Origin of the sequence: Parvibaculum sp. (genome assembly GCF_002684405.1) — a bacterium.
In the GTDB taxonomy this organism is placed as follows: Bacteria; Pseudomonadota; Alphaproteobacteria; order Parvibaculales; family Parvibaculaceae; genus Parvibaculum.
In genome coordinates, this window is the sequence record NZ_NYVD01000027.1 from 1 (window position 1) to 14395 (window position 14395).

The 14395-nt window shown below is 63.0% G+C and carries 9 protein-coding genes; 8 read left to right on the plus strand and 1 reads right to left on the minus strand.

The window, feature by feature from the left end; all coding sequences use genetic code 11:
- The coding region (locus CMI59_RS02285) for an amidase family protein (RefSeq protein WP_293324151.1) at positions 1-985 on the plus strand (985 nt) is incomplete at its 5' end.
- Between the two features lie 57 nt (positions 986-1042).
- Here CMI59_RS02285 and CMI59_RS02290 read toward each other — a convergent pair.
- Positions 1043-3310 carry a PQQ-dependent dehydrogenase, methanol/ethanol family gene (locus CMI59_RS02290; RefSeq protein WP_293324154.1) on the minus strand — a complete coding sequence of 756 codons (2268 nt, stop codon included), beginning with the start codon at positions 3308-3310 and terminating at the stop codon, positions 1043-1045.
- Positions 3311-3936: 626 nt separating this feature from the next.
- Between CMI59_RS02290 and CMI59_RS02295 the strand changes: the two genes are divergently transcribed.
- From CMI59_RS02295 to CMI59_RS02325, 7 genes are all read left to right on the plus strand, one after another.
- Complete coding sequence (locus CMI59_RS02295) at positions 3937-5280, plus strand: ammonium transporter (RefSeq protein ID WP_293324157.1); 1344 nt, start codon at positions 3937-3939, stop codon at positions 5278-5280.
- 476 nt (positions 5281-5756) lie between these two features.
- Complete coding sequence (locus CMI59_RS02300) at positions 5757-6095, plus strand: P-II family nitrogen regulator (RefSeq protein ID WP_167095723.1); 339 nt, start codon at positions 5757-5759, stop codon at positions 6093-6095.
- A 58-nt stretch (positions 6096-6153) separates the two neighbouring features.
- On the plus strand, positions 6154-7473 hold the full coding sequence (locus tag CMI59_RS02305) for an ammonium transporter (protein ID WP_293324164.1): 1320 nt from the start codon (positions 6154-6156) through the stop codon (positions 7471-7473).
- Between the two features lie 434 nt (positions 7474-7907).
- Positions 7908-9161 (plus strand): ammonium transporter, encoded by a 1254-nt coding sequence (locus tag CMI59_RS02310; RefSeq protein WP_293324167.1) that lies wholly within the window; start codon positions 7908-7910, stop codon positions 9159-9161.
- Positions 9162-9415: 254 nt separating this feature from the next.
- Positions 9416-10672 (plus strand): aminotransferase class I/II-fold pyridoxal phosphate-dependent enzyme, encoded by a 1257-nt coding sequence (locus CMI59_RS02315; RefSeq protein ID WP_293324170.1) that lies wholly within the window; start codon positions 9416-9418, stop codon positions 10670-10672.
- Between the two features lie 194 nt (positions 10673-10866).
- On the plus strand, positions 10867-13455 hold the full coding sequence (locus CMI59_RS02320; RefSeq protein WP_293324173.1) for a DNA translocase FtsK: 2589 nt from the start codon (positions 10867-10869) through the stop codon (positions 13453-13455).
- Between the two features lie 143 nt (positions 13456-13598).
- Positions 13599-14336: an outer membrane lipoprotein carrier protein LolA gene (locus tag CMI59_RS02325; RefSeq protein WP_293324176.1), complete on the plus strand. Its 738-nt coding sequence runs from the start codon at positions 13599-13601 to the stop codon at positions 14334-14336.
- Positions 14337-14395 lie beyond the last annotated feature (59 nt).

Genomic DNA, 14395 nt, shown 5'->3' on the forward strand with positions numbered 1-14395 from the left:
CTTTTCCGGCCTCGGCGTGAACCCGAATTTCGGCACCCCCGCCAACCCATGGGACGACAAGGTGGAACGCGCACCGGGCGGATCCTCCGCGGGCGCCGGCGTCTCGGTCGCATCCGGCCTCGCAGCGGCGGCCATCGGCACGGATACGGGCGGCTCGGTGCGTATCCCCGCCGCGTGGAACGGGCTTGTCGGCCTCAAGACCACACATGGCCGCGTACCGCTCGCCGGTACCGTTCCCCTGTCCCACACCTTCGACACGGTGGGACCGCTGACCCGCGACGTCGCCGACGCCGCCGCGCTTTTCGGCCTGCTCGCCGGGACAGGAACGCCGGACCTGGAGGGGCACGAACTCGGCCGGACCGTGCTCTGGCTGCCCAAAGGCGTGGCGGGCGATATAGGCTGGCAAGGGCTCGAAGACGGCATCGCCGCGGCGGTCGATGCCGCGCTCCACAAACTCGTCGCCAGAGGCGTGCGCATTGTGGAGCATGACCTGCCAGAACTCGACGAGATCAACGCGCTGGCCTGGTCGCCGACCGAAAGCCGCCTCGTGGCAGACGCCTATGCGCTGTGGGGCGAGATGCTGCGCGCCAATGAGGACAGGATCTTCCGACCGGTCTTCGAGCGCGTGACGGCCGGCGAAGCCCTGAAAATCGCGGACCTGATGCGCGCCGATGCCAGGCGCGAGAATATCCGGAACCTCTATCTTGCCCGTACCGCCGGCGTCGATGCGGTGGTGATGCCCACCGTCGCCATCGCGCCGCCGCCCATCGCCGAGCTGGAGCCCGGCGGCGACGCCTATGGACAGGCAAACCGCATGGCGCTGCGCAACACCACCATCGGCAATCAGCTCGGTCTTTGCGCCGTCACGCTGCCCGTTGGCCACGATGCGAAAGGCATGCCCGTCGGCTTGATGCTGCAGGCCGCGCCCGGCCATGACGAAAAGCTGCTGCGCCTCGCCAGAGCCATCGAAAAGGCGCTGAACTAGACAAAGAAAAACCCCGGAGATTGCTCTCCGGGGTTTCGTTCATAAGCGGATGAACCGTCAGTTTGTCGGCTGCGTCCGCGCCCTGTCTTCCAGCGCGCGCTTCTGGACATAGGCCTTGATGGCGTCGGCCTCTTCCTCGCTGATGAGATCGGCAAAACTTGCCATGCCGCGATCCTTCAGCATGCCGCCCCGCACGATGTCCTGGAAGTGCTCGCGCGTTACTTCGTTCATCCGGCGAAGGTCCGGCGTGATGCCGGTGCTGATCGCCAGGGCACCGTGACAGACCATGCAGTGCCGGGCGAAAGACACCTCGCCCTCGCGCACGGTCGCCTCGTCGGCGGTAAGCGCCGGCCAAGCCGGAATGGACTGGTCGCGCATGGCGAGCTTCGGCAGCTCTTTCGTGCCACCCAGCTTGAAGACGAGCATGCGCCCGTCATTGCCATACTTCGCCGCCGCCGAGGTGCGCGCATCGCCCGAGGCGATATTCACGCCGCCCCAGCCCGCCAGCACGGCGAGATACTGCGTGCCGTCGATCTCATAGGTGACGGGCGGCGCGACGATGCCGGTCTGGATATTCTGTGTCCAGACTTTCTCGCCCGTCTTCGCGTCATAGCCGTAGAGATAGCCGTCCGCCGTACCCTGGAAGACAAGACCGCCCTTGGTGGCCAGCACGCCGCCATTGAGCGGGGCGGGATATTCCACCTGCCACGCGACTTCGCCCTTCACCGGATCCCATGCCTTCAGGAAGCCATGGCTCTCCGGAATTTCGCCGAGCGACTTGATCGCGTCCACATAGTCCGCCCAGTCGAGACCGGTGTTCCACCAGTTCTGCTCCGGCGTGTATTTCTTGTCCTTCTTCCACTCCGAAGACAGCGAATAGATGCCGGCAATGTCCTGCGTCGGCAGATAGACGTAGCCGGTGTCCGGGCTGTAGGCCATCGGATGCCAGTTATGACCGCCATTCGCGGACGGCAGGATGAACTGCGTCTTGTCCTTGTAGTGGGCATTGTCGGTTTCGACCGGACGGCCCGTCTTCATGTCGATATGGCTCGCCCATGTCACGGTGACGAAATTCTTCGCCGACAGAAGTTCACCCGTCTCGCGGTCCAGCACGTAGAAGAAACCGTTCTTCGGCGCATGCATGAGGACCTTGCGCTTCTTGCCGTCGATATCGAGATCGGCAAGCATGATCGGCTGGGTAGAGGTGTAGTCCCAGTTGTCGCCGGGCGTCTCCTGATAATACCACTTCATCCGGCCGGTATCGGGATCGAGCGCAAGGATCGAGGCGAGATAGAGATTATCGCCACCGCCCGGCGAACGAATTTCCCGCGTCCAGGGCGAACCATTGCCCGTGCCGACATAGAGCGTGTCGAGGTCGGGATCGTAGACCATCGAATCCCAGGCCGTACCGCCGCCGCCGATCTTCCACCATTCGCCGCCCTTCCAGGTGGGAATGGCTTTTTCGAGTTCGGGGTTTTCCACCGGTTTGGAAGGATCTCCCGGCACCGTATAGAAGCGCCAGGCCTGTTCGCCCGTTTCGGCGTCATAGGCGGTGATATAGCCACGTACGCCATATTCGCCACCACCATTGCCGATCAGCACCTTGCCCTTCACGATGCGCGGCGCGCCCGTGGAGGTATAGGGCGCACCCGGCACCGTGTTCTTCTTCCAGACGACGGAGCCGTCGCGGGCATCGAGCGCGAAGAGGCGGCCGTCGAAGCTTGCGACATAAACCTTGCCCTTCCACACCGCGACGCCGCGATTGACCACATCGCAGCAGCCATAACGGCCCCATTCACCCGGGACTTCCGGATCGAAGGTCCACAGCTCTTCGCCGGTCTTGGCGTCGAGCGCGGCCACCTTGCCCCAGCTGAGCGAAATGAACATGCGTCCGTCGACCACGATGGGCGAGGCCTCGAGACCGCGCACCGTACCCGTGTCATAGGACCACGACAGCGACAGATCCTTGACGGTGTCCTTGTTGATCTGGGTCAGCGGCGAGAAACGCTGCTCGTTATAGTCGCGGCCATAGGCAAGCCAGTCGCCCGGACGCTTGTCCGCATTGATGATCGTGTCGCCGTCGATGTCGCCGATAATTTTCCCGGCCGCATCACCGGCGGTCTCATCCGCGCCGGCCTCCTCACTCGCCACGGCCGGTTGTTCGGCCGTGCCGCTTGAATCGGTATCCGTGACCGCCGTCTGTTCCGCGGTTTGCTGCGGAGCGTCGTCGCTGCCGCCGAAAATCAGCCAGCCGATCACGACGATCAGCACCAGCCCTGCGACAGCATTCACCGCCACGGGCCACTTCTTCGTGGAATCCGCCATAGTCTCCCCGTCCTGTTGTCCCTCACCCGCCGCCGTGACGGCGCACAGGCTGCTTTTTCTTATGCGGAGTTGCACTCCGCCTTTTGTCCAGAGAGTAGCGCAACCGCCGGGAGGCGCAAATGGTTCGGCGGCAGATTGACGCAGCAATTTGCGCACAAAAATTATGCAGAACGACCAAATTGCGCCCAATTTAGCCAATCCGCCGCGTGAGGCGAAGCGCGCCAAGGCAATAATGACCGTCTTTTCAACAGCTTACCTGAAACGGTCGGGACAGGAGACCCGACAGCGCGGCCGAACACCGTCTGCAACCTCAGCAAGGGACACTCGGGTAAGGCCGCCATCGGGACCATCGGAGACGCTGATTTATCGCCCCCTCGCCCTTCCGGAGGGCGGCATGGAGACAGGCCCAAAAATTAGGCAATATTGCCCGGGTTACATAATGGCAATCAAGCGGTAATGTAGAAAATTCCCTTATTCTACAGTGAGTTAGATGTGCACAACAATTCGGCACGCTTCTTGAGATAGGGACCTGACAGGCAATGTGCCGGGAGGCACATTCCTTCTGATCAGAGGCGCGCAAAAAGACAGGCCCGGTGAGGCTTGCCGCAGCCAAGGAGCACAATTCGATGAAAGAAACTCAGATTCTCGTCAGGGGGTTGCGGCAGGCGGCCACCCGGACCGCGCTTGCCGCGGGAACGGGAGCCTTCGTACTGCTTGCCGGCGCGGGTAGCGCCTTCGCCCAGGAGGCCGAGGCCCCGACCATCAGCGCAGGCGACACCGCCTGGATGATCACCGCCACCGCGCTGGTGCTTTTGATGACCATTCCCGGCCTGGCGCTCTTCTATGGCGGCATGGTCCGCAAGAAGAACGTCGTGGCGATGACCGCGCAGAACTTCGTCATGGCCGCGGTCGGGACCATCGTCTGGATGGTGGCCGGCTATTCCCTCGCCTTCACCGATGGCGGCAGCATGAACGCCATCATCGGCGGCCTCGACAAGGCGTTCCTGTCGGGTGTCGGCGTGAATTCCGTTTCGGGCACCATTCCCGAAACCGTCTTCATGATGTTCCAGATGACCTTTGCGATCATCACACCGGCGCTGATTACCGGCGCCTATGCGGACCGCATGAAGTTTTCCAGCATGCTTCTCTTCATGACGCTCTGGCTGGTCTTCATCTATTCGCCCGTCACCCACTGGGTGTGGGGCGGCGGCTTCCTTGGCGCCGACGGCGTGCTCGATTTCGCCGGCGGCACGGTGGTGCATATCAATGCCGGTATCGCGGGCCTTGTCTGCTGCCTCGTCCTCGGGCCCCGCAAGGGCTATGGCCATGACAACATGGCGCCGCACAATGTGGTGCTGACCATGATCGGCGCCTCGCTTCTGTGGGTGGGCTGGTTCGGCTTCAACGCCGGCTCCGAGCTCGCCGCCGATGGCCGCGCCGGCATGGCGATGGCCGTGACGCAGATCGCAACCGCCGCGGGCGTGCTGTCCTGGATGTTCGCCGAATGGCTGGTCCACAAGAAACCGACCCTGCTGGGCATGTGCTCGGGCGCAGTGGCGGGCCTCGTCGCCATCACCCCGGCATCCGGCTTCGTGGCCCCGGGCGGGGCGCTCTGGATTGGCCTTGCCTCCGGTGTGCTCTGCTTTTTTGCCGCGACCAGCCTGAAGAACGCGCTGGGTTATGACGATGCGCTGGACGTTTTCGGCGTGCACTGCGTGGGCGGTATCGTCGGCGCGGTCCTGACCGGCGTCTTCGCCTCCGCCGCGGTCGGCGGCACGGCGGGCGGCCTGGAAGGCAACTGGCCCCAGCTCTGGATCCAGATCAAGAGCGTGCTGATCACCCTGGCCTATTCCGGTATCGGCAGCTTCATCCTGCTGATGATCGTGAAAGCCATTCTTGGTCTGCGCGTCACGCCGCAGGAAGAGACCGAAGGCCTCGACATCACGCTGCATGGCGAGACGATCCACTAAAGCCGATCCGGCCGGCAATGCGAAACGCATAATTCCGGACACGGATATTCAGAACAGGGAAAGGGCGCTTTTCGGAGCGCCCTTTTTCATGCCCGGCTTATTGCACGATCCATTGAGACGATTCTTGTGCTGCCGAAAAAGGAGTCAGTTGTTCATGGCATCATCCGGGTGCACACTTTTTGTGCAACCTAGCCCGGTTTCATGGCCTCTGCGGGGGATTATTTTTCCTTTCGCAATTCACCGCGAGGATTCAGGGGGTCGATTCAAAGACTTACCAAATAGTTCATGTCCGGCACGGTTTTTGAAGATGCCTTTGCAACCCGCTCCCGCTTGCTTGCGGCAAATGTCCGGTAAGCCGGACCTGGGAGATGAAGCCCGGCAGGGATCATGAGGGGAACGTCGGCACGGCCAGACATACGCATCATCAGTCACGCGTATGACCTGCCCGGCCAAATGAGAGAAAGAGGAAACTCGATATGAAGCTCGTTATGGCAATCATCAAGCCGTTCAAGCTGGACGAGGTCCGCGAGGCGCTCACCGCGCTTGGGGTCCAAGGCCTGACGGTGACGGAAGTAAAAGGGTATGGCCGCCAGAAGGGTCAGACGGAAATCTATCGCGGCGCCGAGTATGCCGTGAACTTCCTGCCCAAGCTGAAAATTGAAGTCGCTGTGCCGACCGATCAGGCCGACAAGGTCGTTGCCGCTATCAGCGGTGCCGCCAAGACCGGTCAGATCGGCGACGGCAAGATTTTCGTGAGCTCGGTGGAACAGGTGCTGCGTATCCGCACCGGCGAAACCGACGCGGAAGCCCTCTGACCGTGCCGGGTTAGACGGGTACTCCCTGGGGAAGGCAACCTCGAAAGCGAGAGGAATTATGAGCAAGAAGACCAATTTCATGAAAATAGCGGGAGTGGCGGCGATCGCGTCGATCGCCGTGGCATCGCCCGCTTTTGCGCAGGAGGAGCCGTTTACGCTCTCCTCGCCCGAGACTGCGTATATCTTCAATACGCTGTCCTTCCTGATGACGGGCTTCCTCGTCATGTTCATGGCAGCCGGCTTTGCCATGCTGGAAGCTGGCCTCGTCCGTTCCAAGAACGTGGCGATGCAGTGCACAAAGAACATCGCCATCTACGCGATCGGCGGCATCATGTACTACCTCGTCGGCTACAACCTGATGTACGCGGGTGTGGACGGCGGCTATTTCGGTTCGATCGCCTTGTGGGGCGTGTCCGACAGCATGCCGACGGATGGCGCAGGCTACGCCTCTGCTTCCGACTGGTTCTTCCAGATGGTGTTCGTGGCAACCGCCGCGTCCATCGTGTCCGGTACGCTTGCCGAGCGTATCCGCCTGTGGCCGTTCATGATCTTCACCGTGTTCCTGACCGGCTTCATTTACCCGATCCAGGGCTCCTGGCAGTGGGGCGGCGGCTGGCTGAGCGAAATGGGCTTCTCCGATTTCGCCGGCTCGACGATCGTGCACTCCTGCGGCGGCTGGGCGGCTCTGATGGGTGCGCTGGTGCTTGGCGCGCGTATCGGCAAATACGGCCCGAACGGCGAAGTGAACGCCCTTCCGGGGTCCTCCATGCCCCTCGCCACGCTGGGTACCTTCATCCTGTGGCTCGGCTGGTTCGGCTTCAACGGCGGTTCCCAGCTTGCGCTCGGCACCTTCGCCGACGCCAATGCTATTGCGACCATCTTCATCAACACCAACATGGCGGCTGCTGCCGGCGTAGTGGTGGCGATGGTGCTGACGCAGCTGATCTACAAGAAGGTCGACATCACCATGGCGATGAACGGCGCGCTTGCCGGCCTCGTTTCCATCACGGCTGAACCCCTCACCCCGACCCTCGGCTCGGCTGCCATCATCGGCGGCATCGGCGCCGTAATCGTGGTGCTGACGGTTCCGCTCCTCGACAAGCTCAAGATCGACGACGTTGTGGGTGCGATCCCGGTCCACCTCTTCTGCGGCATCTGGGGCACGATGGCGGTTCCGATCACCAATGGGGACGCGAGCTTCGCGACACAGGCGACGGGCGTGATCTCGATCGGCATCTTCGTTTCGCTGGTCAGCCTGGTTCTGTGGCTGGTCCTGCGCTTCACGATCGGCATCCGCTGCTCGGAAGAAGAAGAGCTCATGGGTCTCGACAAAGCCGAGATCGGCGTCGAAGCCTATCCCGAGTTCAGCCAGGCGTAACGCGCGGCTGAAAAGACAGAAGCCGGCGTCGCCCACCCCTCTGCCACCGACTCTCCGGGTGGCGCCGGCAACACTGGAGCCCGACGGTCCCCGTCGGGCTCTTTTTATTTGCCCTGCCGAGGACGACGACAGCCTCCCGACGCCCCGAGCCGCCGGGACAAATGCATATTAATTGATCGATATGCCTATATATCGGGTCCAATTATTAGGCGTATTTTTGCGACCGCCTCTCCCCCTTTATCTGAAAAACTCCCAAAGTCCGCGGAATTCCGCGCTTGCCCGGAAAATGGGCAGGCTGGCATGCCCTTTGATTGTGCAGAGCGACCAATAAAAAGGCTGGGCACCCTGCTGCATGGCGGGCGCAACACCGGCTTGGGGAGAAACGGTCCGGCATTTCCGTTCGGACCGACGGTGGCACCGAAGGAGAGCATTTCATGAATCCGGTCGAGAGCGCGCCCGCAGCCCTGACAGGGGCGATGTCGGGCGGCGATGTCTTTTTCATTCTGATGGGCGCCATTCTGGTGTTCGCCATGCATGGCGGCTTCGCCTTTCTCGAAGTCGGTACGGTCCGCCACAAAAACCAGGTGAACGCGCTGGTGAAGATCCTTGTGGATTTCGCCGTCTCGACCGTCGCCTATTTCTTCATCGGCTACATGGTCGCCTATGGGGTGAACTTCTTTGTTTCCGCGCATGTACTCTCCGGCGCCACGGGCAGTTTCGCGCCACAGGGCAAGGATCTCGTGAAATTCTTCTTCCTGCTCACCTTTGCCGCCGCCATTCCCGCGATCATTTCCGGCGGCATCGCCGAACGCGCCCGCTTCTGGCCGCAAGTCGGCGCCACCGCGATCCTCGTCTCGCTGGTCTATCCCTTCTTCGAAGGCATCGTCTGGAACGGCAATCTGGGCATTCAGGACTGGATGACCACCGCCTTCGGCGCGCCTTTCCATGACTTCGCGGGCTCCATCGTCGTCCATGCCGTGGGCGGCTGGATCGCGCTCGGAGCGGTTTTGATGCTCGGCGCACGCTCGGGCCGCTATTCGCGGACGGGCAAGCTGCATGCCTTCCCGCCTTCCTCCATTCCCTGGCTCGCGCTCGGCTCCTGGATGCTTTGTGTCGGCTGGTTCGGCTTCAACGTCATGTCCGCCCAGTCGCTCGAAGGCGTTTCCGGCCTCGTCGCCATGAATTCGCTGATGGCCATGGCCGGCGGCATTCTCGCAGCCCTCATCGCCGGCAGGAACGACCCCGGCTTCGTTCACAACGGTGCGCTGGCGGGCCTGGTGGCGGTCTGTGCCGGCTCCGACATCATGCATCCCATCGGCGCTCTCGTGGTAGGCGGTGTGGCTGGCGCCATCTTCGTTGTCATGTTCGAGGCCTGTCAGGACAAGCTCAAGATCGACGACGTGCTCGGCGTCTGGCCACTGCACGGGCTGTGCGGTCTCTGGGGCGGCGTCGCTGCGGGCATCTTCGGCCTGGAGCAGCTCGGCGGCATGGGCGGCGTCAGCTTCACGGCACAGCTTTTCGGTTCGCTCGCAGGCGCGGTCTATGCGCTGGCGGCCGGTCTCGCGGTCTATGCGGTCTTGCGGGCCACAATCGGCATCCGGCTGGACCAGGAGGCCGAACACAGAGGCGCCGATCTCTCCATTCACATGATCGGCGCCAACCCGGAACAAGAGGTGGCGGCCCGCTGACGCGGCCGCCGCCAGGCCTGCCCCGGGGCTTCGGTTAACGCCTTTTTAAAAGATTGCTTTGGATTTTGTGGATAACCCACGAGGAATCCACAGAGTTTTCCACCTCAAGGGTCGGTCGGTAGCGCTGGACCGCCGATGCGGGGCTGTTTAAGATCGCCCACGCTTCGCGGCCCGAAGCGCTCCCGAATCCCGCCGCCCGCCACCGGGAGGGCAACCGAAGCACTCTTTCAACAGGCTTGAGAGCCGGCAGCGTCATGACCGACACGGAGATTCACGGCCAGAAACGGACGGAGCAACGACCGGAGAGCCGGTCGCGCTTCGACGCGCTGCCCGACAGCCCCTTTCCGCGCCTCAACGCGCTGATCGAGGGAATCGAGCCGGGGAAGCCGCCGCTGATCCTTTCGCTGGGCGAGCCTCAACACCCGTTTCCGGATTTCGTGCTGAACGAGATCAACGCGAATGCGGCCCTTTTCGGCAAATATCCGCCGATCATGGGGACGCCGGATTTCCGCAAAGCCGTGCAGGGCTGGCTGCAGCGCCGCTTCGGCGCAGGCGACGCACTCGACCCGGATACGCAGATCCTGCCCGTCAACGGCACGCGCGAAGCGCTCTTCAACATGGCGCTGGTGGCGACCCCGCCGGAAAAAAACGGCCAACGGCCCGCCGTGCTGATGCCGAACCCCTTTTATCAATGCTATGCCGCCGCCGCGCTGGCCGCGGGCGCGGAACCGGTCTATCTGGCCGCGACGGCCGAAAACCGCTTCCTGCCGGATTTCCACGCGCTCCCGGAGGACCTCCTCGCACGCACGTCGGTCATCTATTTCTGCAGCCCGGCCAATCCGCAGGGCGCGGTCGCGGATATGGACTATCTGAAGAGCCTCATCGCACTGGCACGCGAATACGACATCCTGCTTGCGCTCGACGAGTGCTATGCCGACATCTATGATCGGGACCCGCCGCCCGGCGCTCTTCAGGCCGCGCTTGAGCTTGGCCCGGAAAAACCCGGCGCAGACCCTTTTGACAATCTGATTGTCTTTCATTCGCTGTCGAAGCGGTCAAGTCTGCCTGGCCTTCGCTCCGGCTTCTGCGCGGGCGGCAAGGCCTTCATGACGCGCTTCCGCGCCTTCCGCAATATCGGCGCCCCGCAGGTGCCGTTGCCGATCCTCGCCGCCTCCACGGCCGCCTGGAACGATGATGCGCATGCCGCCGCGAACCGCGACCTCTATCGCCGCAAGATCGATCTCGCAGAGAGCATTCTGGGCAATCGTTTCGGCTTCTATCGCCCTGCCGGCGGCTTCTTTCTCTGGCTCGATGTCGGCGATGGTGAGCGGGCGGCGCGCGAACTCTGGGCGCGGGGCGGCGTGAAGGTATTGCCGGGGGCCTATCTCTCGCGCGAAGATTCAATCGGTTATGAAGGCGCGAATCCGGGATCGGCCTATATCCGCGTCGCGCTTGTCGACAATGAGGAGAAAACCGGCGAAGCCCTGACCCGCATGGCGGAGGTGTTGTGAGCGTCTCCTCCGAGCGTGGCAAGAAGACAAAGTCCGCAAACCGATCCACCTCCCGCAAACCCGCGACTGCCAGAAACAAGGCAGGCAAGGGGAAAACCGCCAAGGCGGCGGCGCGGGGCAGCCGGTCGCGCGGCACCGGCACAACACGCGGATCCGCAGCCCGGTCCGCCCGCAACAGGACGAACGGAACAGGTTTGGTAAGACGTTTCCTTGCGAACCCGCTGAGCTACCTGCCACCCGCGATCCGCGATTTTTGCGCGAAGCGGCTGCAGGAACTGGCCGGCCTCACCCTCGCCGGGCTGGGGCTTTTCGGCCTTGTGGCACTGGCAAGCTTCTCCATCGACGATCCGAGCTTCAACAACGCAACCTCCAATCTGCCGGGCAACTGGATGGGATTGCCGGGTGCCTACGCATCCGACGTGCTGCTGCAGACGCTGGGCCTGGGCGCGCTTTTCTTCCTGATCCCGCTCATCGCCTGGGGCTGGCGGCTTCTATCGCATCGCGCACCCGGCCATCCGGTTTTCCGCGTCGCAGCCTGGCTGGGCGGCACGCTCACCGCCGCCTGCTTCTTCGGCACCATGCCGCGGCTTTTCGACTGGCAGCTCCAGTCGGGGCTGGGCGGATTTCTCGGCGACATCTTCGCCGCTCTGGGCCTGAGCCTTTTCGTCAATCTCATCGGCGAAGCCGGCGCCTTCGTGCTGACCGCCATCATTATGGGCCCTGTGGCTGTGCTGGCGCTCGGCTACGCAATCGACATGCGGCGCGAGGATGTCGCAGCCCTGTTCAGCCGGTTGGCCGATGCACGGTCCGGGCGCGCGCAAACCCGCCGCGAAGAACCCGCCGGATACCGCGCCGGCGCCGTCAGCCGTCCCCGCCGCCGCGTGGTGCAAGCGGATGACGAGGACGAGGGGGAGGAGGACGACGAGAACATCTTCAACCGGCCCGACCTCGAACCCGGCCGTCTGCGCATGGCGATCTGGACCCTGTCGGACAGCGTCACCGATTTCACCGACCGGCTGCTGCGCCGGGGCGATTTTGCGCCTCTGAGCGAAGAGGAACGCGAGGCCGCACGCAACAATACGGGCTTCGGCCGCCGCGACGCCGATGAAGAAGAGGAAGAAACGCCGCCGCGCCGCAAGAAAGCATCCGCACGCCGCGCTACGAACGCTCAAAGGGTAGAGCCGACCGTTTCAAGGACCGCCCCCAAGGTGAGCCGCACGGCACAGAAGAAAAAGACATCCAAGCGCGCCGCAGCCGAAGCGCAGCCCTCGCTCGCACTCGATCCGGATAGCCCCTATCAGCTGCCGGCGCTTTCGCTTCTGACCCCGCCGAAAACGGGCGGCGGCGCAAAAATGAGCGACGAAGCGCTGGAACAAAATGCGCGCCTGCTGGAATCCGTGCTCGACGATTTCGGTATCAAGGGCGAGATCATCAATGTGCGTCCCGGCCCCGTCGTCACGCTTTATGAGCTGGAACCCGCGCCGGGCATCAAATCCTCCCGCGTCATCGCGCTCGCCGACGACATTGCACGCTCCATGAGCGCCGTCTCCGCTCGCGTCGCCGTCGTCTCGGGCCGCAACGCCATCGGCATCGAGCTGCCCAACGCCAAGCGCGAAATGGTCTATCTGCGTGAGCTGCTCGAAACGCAGGAATATGAGAGCCACAATTCCAGGCTGGGCCTCGCACTCGGCAAGAATATCGGCGGCGAAGCGGTCATCTCCGACCTGTCGCGCATGCCGCATCTGCTGATCGCGGGCACCACCGGCTCCGGCAAGTCGGTGGGCATCAACACCATGATCCTGTCGCTCCTCTACAAGCTGCCGCCGGACCGCTGCAAACTCATCATGGTCGATCCCAAGATGCTGGAACTCAGCGTCTATGACGGCATTCCCCATCTTCTGGCCCCCGTGGTGACCGATCCCAAAAAGGCGGTGGTCGCGCTCAAATGGGTGGTGAAGGAGATGGAGGACCGCTACCGGAAAATGTCAAAGGTCGGCGTCCGCAACATCGAGGGCTACAACAACCGCGTGAGCGAGGCCGCCGCCAAGGGCGAGGTGCTGGTGCGCACCGTCCAGACCGGCTTCGACAAGGAAACCGGCGAGGCGATCTACGAGGAAGAGGAAATGGACCTCCAGCCCATGCCCTTCATCGTCGTCATCGTCGATGAAATGGCCGACCTGATGATGGTCGCGGGCAAGGAGATCGAGGCCGCCGTCCAGCGTCTGGCGCAGATGGCGCGCGCCGCCGGCATCCACATGATCACTGCGACCCAGCGCCCCTCGGTCGACGTCATCACCGGTACCATCAAGGCGAACTTCCCGACCCGCATCTCCTTCCAGGTGACTTCCAAGATCGACAGCCGCACCATTCTCGGCGAGCAGGGCGCCGAGCAGCTTCTCGGTCAGGGCGACATGCTCTACATGGCCGGCGGCGGCCGCATTCGCCGCGTTCACGGCCCCTTCGTCTCCGACGAGGAGGTGGAGAAGGTGGTGAACTTCCTGAAGAGGCAGGGCGTGCCGGAATATCTCGACGCCATCACCGCCGAACCCGAAGGCGATGGCGACGGCCTGTCGCTCGAGGGCGGCGGCTCGGGCGACGAGCTGTACGACAAGGCCGTGGCAATCGTCGCACGCGACAAGCGCGCCTCGACCTCCTACATTCAGCGGCGTCTGCAGATCGGCTATAACCGCGCGGCCCGACTGATCGAAATGATGGAGGAACAAGGCGTGGTCAGCCCGCCCAATCATCAGGGCAAACGCGAAGTTCTGGTCGGCGACCACTGATAAAACAAATATTTCCCGAGCCGGTTTACCTCACCTTTATCCCAGGGGTTCCATCATAAATTCCCGGGAAAGCCGCCGGATCGCCCATAGAACGCCCAATGGATAGCCAGATTTTGCCACAAACCATTGCTAGCTTTGATCCCATGTCGAAGCAGCATCACATCCCAGGTGAAAACAACCGCGCCCGTCAGGGCTGGTTTTATGCTGCCGCCGTGATCGGGCTCGGCATACTGACTTTTGCCGTTCTGAGCGCAGGCACGGCCTCCGCCAATGCCGAAACGCGGGCCGACGCGCCGCGCGAGGAGACCGCCGCAACGACGGGCAAACTAAGCCCCGCCGATATCGCCGCCGTGAAGGAGGTCGATGCCTATCTGAACGGCATGAAGCGCCTTCAGGGTGACTTTCTCCAGATCGGGGCGGACGGCTCCATGGCACAGGGCAAATTCTTTATCCGTCGCCCCGGACGCGCCCGCTTCGAATATGATCCGCCTGCAAACCAGCTCGTGGTGGCCGACGGCTTCTGGGTCGCGGTGAAGGAGGGCGATGCACCCGCCCAGCGCATTCCACTGAGTTCTCTGCCTTTCGCACCCATTCTCGACGAGAAAGTCGATCTCCTGGCCCAGACCAACGTGCTCGACGTCGAAAAGGCGCCGGGCGTGCTGCGTATCAAGTTGACCGGCAAGGATGACGGACTGCCCGGCACGGTGACGCTGGTTTTCGACCAGCCCAACCTTCAGCTTCGCCAATGGGTGGTGACGGATGCGCAAGGTCTCCAGACCACGGTGGCGCTGCGCAATGTCCGCGCCGGGGTGGAAGCCGACAATGCGCTCTTCGTCCTGCGCGACGACCAGCGTCCCTCCATCGGCGGCTCCAAGAACTGACAACCGTCCAGACTCGGCTGTCATCCCGGCTATAGCCCCCGAAATCGTCTAATATCCTC

Excerpts from the sequence above, each read along its gene's own strand:
- CMI59_RS02310 (WP_293324167.1), top strand. The coding sequence starts at position 7,908 with ATGAATCCGGTCGAGAGCGCGCCCGCAGCCCTGACAGGGGCGATGTCG.
- CMI59_RS02315 (WP_293324170.1), top strand. The coding sequence starts at position 9,416 with ATGACCGACACGGAGATTCACGGCCAGAAACGGACGGAGCAACGACCG.
- CMI59_RS02295 (WP_293324157.1), top strand. The coding sequence starts at position 3,937 with ATGAAAGAAACTCAGATTCTCGTCAGGGGGTTGCGGCAGGCGGCCACC.
- CMI59_RS02290 (WP_293324154.1), bottom strand. The coding sequence starts at position 3,310 with ATGGCGGATTCCACGAAGAAGTGGCCCGTGGCGGTGAATGCTGTCGCA.
- CMI59_RS02325 (WP_293324176.1), top strand. The coding sequence starts at position 13,599 with ATGTCGAAGCAGCATCACATCCCAGGTGAAAACAACCGCGCCCGTCAG.
- CMI59_RS02300 (WP_167095723.1), top strand. The coding sequence starts at position 5,757 with ATGAAGCTCGTTATGGCAATCATCAAGCCGTTCAAGCTGGACGAGGTC.
- CMI59_RS02305 (WP_293324164.1), top strand. The coding sequence starts at position 6,154 with ATGAGCAAGAAGACCAATTTCATGAAAATAGCGGGAGTGGCGGCGATC.